The 7,768-nt window shown below is 63.8% G+C and carries 3 protein-coding genes; all 3 read left to right on the top strand.

Going from position 1 to position 7,768, the window contains the following annotated elements; all coding sequences use genetic code 11:
• Positions 1-321: 321 nt before the first annotated feature.
• The 3 genes from B4N44_RS17320 to rsxC all read left to right on the top strand — a co-directional run bounded on the left by B4N44_RS17320 (position 322) and on the right by rsxC (position 7,625).
• Complete coding sequence (locus tag B4N44_RS17320; RefSeq protein ID WP_296703501.1) at positions 322-1,188, top strand: (Fe-S)-binding protein; 867 nt, start codon at positions 322-324, stop codon at positions 1,186-1,188.
• 159 nt (positions 1,189-1,347) lie between these two features.
• Positions 1,348-6,279, top strand: a complete 4,932-nt coding sequence (locus B4N44_RS17315; RefSeq protein ID WP_296703508.1) for a 2-oxoacid:acceptor oxidoreductase family protein — start codon at positions 1,348-1,350, stop codon at positions 6,277-6,279.
• Positions 6,279-7,625 (top strand): electron transport complex subunit RsxC, encoded by a 1,347-nt coding sequence (gene rsxC, locus B4N44_RS17310; RefSeq protein WP_296703500.1) that lies wholly within the window; start codon positions 6,279-6,281, stop codon positions 7,623-7,625. Before B4N44_RS17315 ends, rsxC begins: the two co-directional genes overlap by 1 nt.
• Positions 7,626-7,768 lie beyond the last annotated feature (143 nt).

Raw genomic sequence — 7,768 nt, 5'->3', positions numbered from 1 at the left:
TGGACCAACCGATGATCAAGGCCGGGAGTGACGAGCAAGGTCCGATCGAAAGAGTTCGCACAATACATGCGCTGGATCAAAAAAAACATCTGGATCAAAGCCTTCTGCTGATATGCAATAGTGACGATTTACGGAATTATGAAAATTAATAGATCATAATTCCGTAAAATTAGCGGAGTCTTCTTAGGCGGAGCAAATCCAGGTTCGCGACCAAAGTGGTGTGCCTGATTTTGAGGCCCATGTCACGGGACCAGGTCCTCGTTCGGCTCATCATGTGGTCCGCAACTGCCCCGTCCGACCCTTGCCCGATGCGAGCTGTCTATGGCATCCATCCTCACCGCTGTCGCTTTCATGGCCGCTCTCGGCCTGCTGCTCGCCACGATCCTGATCCTGGCGAACCGGCGGCTTTACGTCTACGAAGACCCGCGCATCGATCAGGTCGAAGACCTGCTGCCGCGTGCAAACTGCGGTGCCTGCGGCACCGCAGGCTGTCGACCGTTCGCCGAGATGCTGGTCAAGGGCGAGATCGCGCCCGGCAAGTGCACGGTGAACTCGCCGGCGATGAACAGGCTCATCGCCGATTTTCTGGGTGTCGACCTCGGCGCGGATGAGAAGCGCGTGGCCCGTCTGGCCTGTGCCGGCGGGGCCCACGTCGCCTTCATGCGGGCCTCCTATGGCGGTGTCGAATCCTGCCGTGCGGCCGCCTTGGTCTCCGGCGGCGGCAAGGGCTGCTCCTGGGGCTGTCTGGGGATGGGCGATTGTGCCGAGGTGTGCGACTTCGATGCGATCCGACTCGACCGCCACGGTCTGCCGATCGTCGATGTCTCCAAGTGCACCGCCTGCGGCGATTGCGTCACGGTCTGTCCGAAGGATCTCTTCAGCGTGCATGCCATCAGCCATCGGCTGTGGGTGGCCTGCAAGAGCCTGGACCCGGGTGACGAGGGCGAGCATGAATGCGATGTCGTCTGCACGGCCTGCGGACGCTGTGCGCAGGATTCACCCGAGGGCTTGATCGAGATTCGCGACAACCTGGCCGTCGTGGACTACACCAAGAACGCGATCGCCTCGAAGGTCGCCATCGAGCGCTGTCCGACCGGCGCCATCGTTTGGCTCGAACCCGACGGTCGCATCATCAAAGGGAAGGACGCCAGAAAGGTGGTCCGAAAAGAGGCCTTGCCGCTGGCTTGAGGCCTCGGAATGGAGCGCCGTCCGCTGTCATCGGCACGCACCGAAATCGGTCGTTCGAAGAATCGAAGCATCCACCCCGACGCGCCCTCGAGCCCCGGCTTATCGCCGGCGGCCGGGCCGCCGGGTCAACCACAGAGAAGCGCCATGTTCGGAAAGCCCATGTTCGGAAATAAGGACGACAAACAGGTCAAGTATCCCGGCACACGGATGGCGATGGACGGCAACAGCGCCGTCATCATGTGCGAGCGCGAAGCCTCCGATTCGGCCGGCGCTTATCCCATTACACCGTCCACCCAGATGGGCGAATATTGGGCCGAAGAGGTCGCCAAAGGCCACCTGAATGTGTCGGGAAATCCGCTGATCTTCGTCGAGCCCGAATCCGAGCATGCCGCGGCGGCCGTCACCGCCGGCATGTCCATGACCGGCCTGCGCGCAGTGAACTTCTCCTCTGCTCAAGGCGTGGCCTTCATGCACGAGTCGCTTTACGCGGCCGTGGGCAAGCGTCTGCCCTATGTGCTCAACATCGGCGCGCGCGCCATCACCAAGTCGAGCCTCAACGTCCACTGCGCGCACGACGACTACCACTGCATCGACGACACCGGATTCACCCAGGTCTTCGGCAAGAGCGCCCAAGAGGCGGCCGATCTCAATCTGATCGCCCGCAAGATCGCCGAGTTGACCTTGACGCCTGCCGCGGTCGGTCAGGATGGCTTTTTGACCACCCATCTCATCGAGCCGCTGCTGGTGCCCGAGCGTGAGCTGATCGCCGAGTTCTGCGGTCGCCCGGACGACATCATCCCCTGTCCGACCCCGGCCCAAAAGTTGGTCTACGGCGAGACCCGCCGCCGCGTGCCCATGGTCTGGGACGTCGACAACCCGGTGACATCGGGCTCCGTACAGAACCAAGACGCCTACATGCAGGCCGTCGCAGCGCAGCGCCCCTATTTCTTCGATCACATCGAGCCGATTGCCGATCAGGTCATGGACGAATTCCATGCACTGACCGGGCGGCGCTATCAGCGCGTCAGCGGGTATCGCACCGAGGATGCCGACTACCTCATCCTCGGCCAGGGCAGCATGATCACCCAGGCCGAAGCGGTCGCGGACTATCTGCGCGAGACCCGCAAGCTCAAGGTCGGCGTGGTGAACCTGACCATGTATCGCCCCTTCCCGGGCGATCTCATCGGGCCGATGCTCAAGGGCAGGAAGGGCGTGGCCGTGCTCGAGCGCACCGACCAGCCGCTGGCCGAAGACCTGCCCCTCATGCGCGAGATCCGCGCCGCTCTGACCAAGTGCCTGGAGAACGCTGGTGTGGAGAAGGGCGAGCGCCTGCCCTACCCGGATTACGCCGTCTACCGTCAGGGCGACATGCCGCGGCTCTATTCGGGCTGCTATGGTCTGGGCTCGCGCGATCTGCAGCCCGAGGGCTTGATCGCCGCGATCGAGAACATGCTCCCCGGCGCCGCGCACCGTAAGTTCTTCTATCTGTCGGTCGACTTCATCCGCACACCCTTCGACCCCAAGGACGAGATCCGCATCCAGCGTCTGAAGGACGCCTATCCGCACATCGGCGAGCTCGCACTGCGCGGCAGCGAGAATCCCAATCTGTTGCCCAAGGGTGCCATCACGGTGCGCATGCACTCGGTCGGCGGCTGGGGCGCGGTCACGACCGGCAAGAACCTGGCGATGACACTCTATGACTTGCTGGGTTTCGACATCCGCGCCAATCCCAAGTACGGCTCGGAGAAGAAGGGTCAGCCGACCACCTATTTCCTCTCCGCCGCACCCGAGCCGATTCGGCTCAACTGCGAATACACCTATGTCGATGTGGTCCTGAGCCCGGATCCGAACGTCTTCACCCACTCCAACCCGCTTGCCGGACTGGATCGGGGAGGGCGCTTCATCGTCCAGTCGAGCCTCGACAATCCCGAGCAGGTCTGGGCGAGCTTCCCGCCTGCGGCACGCAGATACATCGTCGAGCACGAGATCCGCGTCTATTACATCGACGGCTTCAAGATCGCCCGTGAAGAGGCGTCCGATCCGGAGCTGCAGATCCGCATGCAGGGCAACACCTTCCAAGGTGCCTTCTTCGCCGCGTCCCCGCTGATGGAGCGCGCCGGGCTCGACGAGGCCGGACTCTTCGCCGCCATGGAGGAGCAGATCCGCCACAAGTTCGGCGCCAAGGGCGAGCGTGTCGTGCAGGACAACCTGCGCATCGTGCGTCGCGGCTTCGACGAGATCGTCGAGATCGTCGATAAACCCATGATCAGCGGGCAGCTCCTGCCCCGTAAGGAGGTCGGTCTTCCGGTCATGCTCAAGCAGCTGCCCGAGGGCGACGGCGGCATCACCGACGTGCACCGCTTCTGGGAGCAGACCGGCGCCTTCTACGCCAGCGGGCGCGGCAGCGACAACCTCGCCGATCCGCACATGGCCCTGTCGCTGATGCCGGCTTCGAGCGGCGTCTATCGCGACATGACCCAGATCCGCTTCACCTACCCGAAGTACGTGCCCGAGAACTGCACCGCCTGCGGCAACTGTTTCTCGGTCTGCCCGGACAGCGCTATCCCGGGTCTGGTGAACACGATCTCCGACATCTTTGCCGCCGCCATTGGTCGGGTCGAGCGCGGCATGCCCACCCAGCATCTGCGTCGCGAGACCCGCAACGTGGAGAAGCGTCTGCGCAAGCTGATCGAAGGCGCAGGCGATGCCCCCGTCATGCGTGAGCTGATGGACCGCGCCGTGCTCGAAACACTGGCCGCCTATCAGGGCGAGCCCGAGCAAAAGGCCGTCATGGAGCAGGAATTCGGCCTCATGATGCAGGCCCTCGGCGACTATCAGTTCGCCCTCACCAAGCCCTATTGGAACAACCGCGAGAAGAAGCAAAAGGGCAGCGGCGGACTCTTCAGCATCACCGTCAATCCCTACACCTGCAAGGGCTGCAACGAGTGCATCGAGGTCTGCGACGACGGCGCCCTCGTCTCCGAGCCCCAGACGACGCAGACCATCGAGGAGATGCGTGCCAAGTGGGACTTCTGGCTTGAGCTGCCGAGCACGGCCCCGGACTTCATCCGCATCGATGATCTGGACGACAAGATCGGTGCACTGGAGACCCTGCTGCTCGACAAGTCGAACTATCAGTCGATGGTCTCGGGAGACGGCTCCTGCATGGGCTGCGGCGAGAAGACGGTGATCCATCTGTTCACGGCGACCGTTGCGGCGTTGATGCAGGGACGTGTCAAGCGACATCTCGCCGAGCTCGACGATCTGATCAACCGCCTCGAGACGCATGTGCGGTTGAAGCTGGCCGCCAAGATCGACCTGACCAACATGGCCGCGATCAACAAGGCCGTCGATGCCCACAAAGACGCCGACCTGCGTCTGTCGGACCTGTCCGCCGAGCTGGATCAGGATCGCAGCGCCGAGCCGGTCGACCCCGAATGGTTGACCTGGGTGACGGGTCTGCTCGATAAGCTGCGGCACCTCAAGGCTCAGTACACCGCGGCCCAGCCGCGCTCGGCCATGGGCATCGTCAATGCCACGGGCTGCTCCTCGGTCTGGGGCGCGACCTTCCCATTCAACCCCTATCCCTTCCCCTGGTCGAACCACCTCTTCCAGGACTCGCCCTCGATGGCGCTCGGTCTCTTCGAAGGCCACATGCGCAAGATGGGCGAGGGCTTCAAGGCGATCCGCATGGCGCGTCTGGAGCTCGAGCGCGGCTACAACGCAGCCGAGCACGGTGAATATCTCACCTACTTCGACTGGAAAGACTTCTCCGAGGAGGAGTGGCTGCTCTGTCCGCCGGTCGTTGCGGTCGGCGGCGACGGGGCCATGTACGACATCGGCTTCCAGAACCTCTCGCGCGCGCTCATGTCCGGCCATCCGGTGAAGATCATGGTGCTCGACACCCAGGTCTACTCCAACACGGGCGGTCAGTCCTGTACCTCCGGCTTTATCGGCCAGGTCGCCGACATGGCGCCCTACGGCAAGGTCGGCAAAGGCAAGACCGAGATCCGCAAGGAGATGGGCCTCATCGGCATGGCACACCGCACCAGCTTCGTGCTCAACGGTGCGGCCGGCAATCTCACGCATCTGCTCGAAGGCTTCATCGACGGACTCAACGCCCGTCATCCGGCGCTGTTCAACATCTACACCAGCTGCCAGCCCGAGCACGGCATCGGTGACGAGATGTCCACGCATCAAAGCCGCATGGCGATCGAGTCGCGCGCCTATCCGCTGTTCCGCTTCGATCCGGATGCCGGCACCAGCTTCGAGGAATGCTGCTCCATCGAGGGCAACCCGAACATCGACCAGGACTGGATCAGCTGGACGCTCAAGTACACCGACGAGAAGGGCGAGCCGGCCGAGATGACCGTCCCCTTCACCTTCGCGGATTTTGCGATGACCGAGGGCCGGTTCCGTAAACACTTCCGCAAGGCCCCGCCCGAGACCTGGAACGACTCCATGATCCCCATGGCCGAGTTCCTGGAGATGGACGAGGACGCGCGCATCGGACACTTCCCCTACGTCTGGGGCGTGGACGCCAAGAACCGCTTGATGCGGGTCCTGGTCTCCCAAGAGCTGGTGACCTCCTGCGAAGAGCGCCGCGCCTTCTGGACGCAGCTGCGCGGGATTTGCGGGCACCTCAACAAGGTCGACGTCGAGGCGGTGCGCAACCAGGCCAAGGCCGAGATGGCACAAAAGCTCACCAGCAGCCTGCTCGCGATGGCCGGCGGCGACGTCGGGGCCCTGGCCTCTTTTGCAGGCGGCGGCAACGGCAACGGTGCCGCGGCAGCCGGCAGCAACGGCGCCGGCAACGGTTCGGGCAACGGTGCGGCGGGCGACTGGGAGCCCGTCTGGGTCGAGACCCCCGAATGCACCGCCTGCGACGAGTGCATCAACATCAACCCGAAGATCTTCAAGTACAACGGCGAGAAGAAGGTCGAGGTGATCGATCCCAAGGGCGGCTCTTATCTGGACATCGTGAAGTCCGCCGAAAAGTGCACCGCCGGCTGCATCCATCCAGGCACGCCGTGGAACCCGGCGGAAGCCGGCCTGGATAAGCTGCTCAAGCGGGCTGCGAAGTATCAGTAATGAGTCTTTTCAGTCTCTTCCAACGCCCCCGCACCTTCGAGCACGGGATCTACCCGGTCGAGCACAAGGAGTTGACGGCGGACAAACCGATCCGTCGGCTTCCCTTTGCGCCCGAGCTGGCCATCCCGCTCGCCCAGCATAAGGGTGCGCCCGCCGTTCCTTTGGTCAAGGTCGGCCAGGAGGTCGTGCGCGGCGAGCCGATCGCTCGCGCCGAGGGTTTCGTGTCCGTGCCCATGCATGCCCCGGCGACCGGGGTCATCCGCGCGATCGCACTGACACCCACAGCCGACGGCCCCAAGACTCAAGCGATCTTCCTCAAGGTCTACGAGGCCGCGAGCCAAGAGGTCCTGTACGATCTGGAGCGCGACCTCGACGCCATGACGCCCGAGGAAATCGTCGCGGCCGTGCAGGATGCCGGGCTGGTCGGACTCGGGGGCGGGGCCTTTCCGAGCCACGTCAAGATGAAGCCCCCCGCGGGGAAGCTGATCGAGACGGTCATCGTCAACGGCTGCGAGTGCGAGCCCTATCTGACCTGCGATCATCGGATCATGCTCGAGCAGAGCGACGCCCTGATCCGCGGCATCAAGCTCGCGCTCAAGGCGACCGGAGCCAAACGCGCCATCATCGGTGTGGAGGACAACAAGCTCGATGCGGTCGCTCATCTGCGGGCGGTCATCCCGAAGGGGCTGCCCATCACCGCGGAGGCCGTGGAGACCAAGTATCCGCAAGGTGCGGAGAAGATGCTCATCAAGAGCCTCCTGCGCAAAGAGGTTCCGGTCGGCGGTCTGCCGGCGGATATCGGCGTGGCGGTCTACAACGTCGGCACACTCGCCCAGATGGGCGATCTACTGCCCAAGGGCAGGGGATTGATCGAGCGCGTCGTGACCGTGAGCGGACCGGCGCTCGCCAATCCGGGCAACTTTATGGTCCCGATCGGCACACCCTTGCGCTTTCTGCTCGCACAGGTCGGGCTCGCGGCAGACCGGGTCGGCGAGGTCATCCTCGGCGGTCCCATGATGGGCATGGCGGTGGCCTCGCTCGATGTGCCGGTGACCAAGGCCGTCTCGGGCGTCGTCGCCCTGGAACGGGAAGACCCGGACCTGGAGCGGCGCAAGGTCTACCCCTGCATCAAGTGCGCCGAATGTCTGAAGGCCTGCCCGGTGTCGCTCAATCCATCCATGCTCGGCGAGCTGGCAATTGCGCGCCAATACGCGCGCATGGCCGAGGAATTCAACCTGAACCAATGTTTCGAATGCGGCTGCTGCGCCTACGTGTGCCCGTCCAATATCCCGCTGACGCAGTATTTCCGGATCGCCAAATCCATTAATCGGGACCAGCGGAAATGACTGTTCCAATCGCCGTCGACTGTCGGCGCACCGCCTGTCGCTGCGAGCCTCCAGCCTCCAGCCTCCAGCCACCAGCCTCCTGCCTCCTGCCTTCTGCTGCGGTCGGCATTTTTTTGGTGTCGGGACTCCCCCGGCATCGCGCT

The sequence above is a fragment of the Thiocapsa sp. UBA6158 genome, from assembly GCF_002423035.1.
Classification (GTDB): Bacteria; Pseudomonadota; Gammaproteobacteria; order Chromatiales; family Chromatiaceae; genus Thiocapsa.
Note: the sequence above shows the minus strand (reverse complement) of the source record. Positions and strands in the feature narration are given on the sequence as shown.

Excerpts from the sequence above, each read along its gene's own strand:
- B4N44_RS17320 (WP_296703501.1), top strand. The coding sequence starts at position 322 with ATGGCATCCATCCTCACCGCTGTCGCTTTCATGGCCGCTCTCGGCCTG.
- B4N44_RS17315 (WP_296703508.1), top strand. The coding sequence starts at position 1,348 with ATGTTCGGAAATAAGGACGACAAACAGGTCAAGTATCCCGGCACACGG.
- rsxC (WP_296703500.1), top strand. The coding sequence starts at position 6,279 with ATGAGTCTTTTCAGTCTCTTCCAACGCCCCCGCACCTTCGAGCACGGG.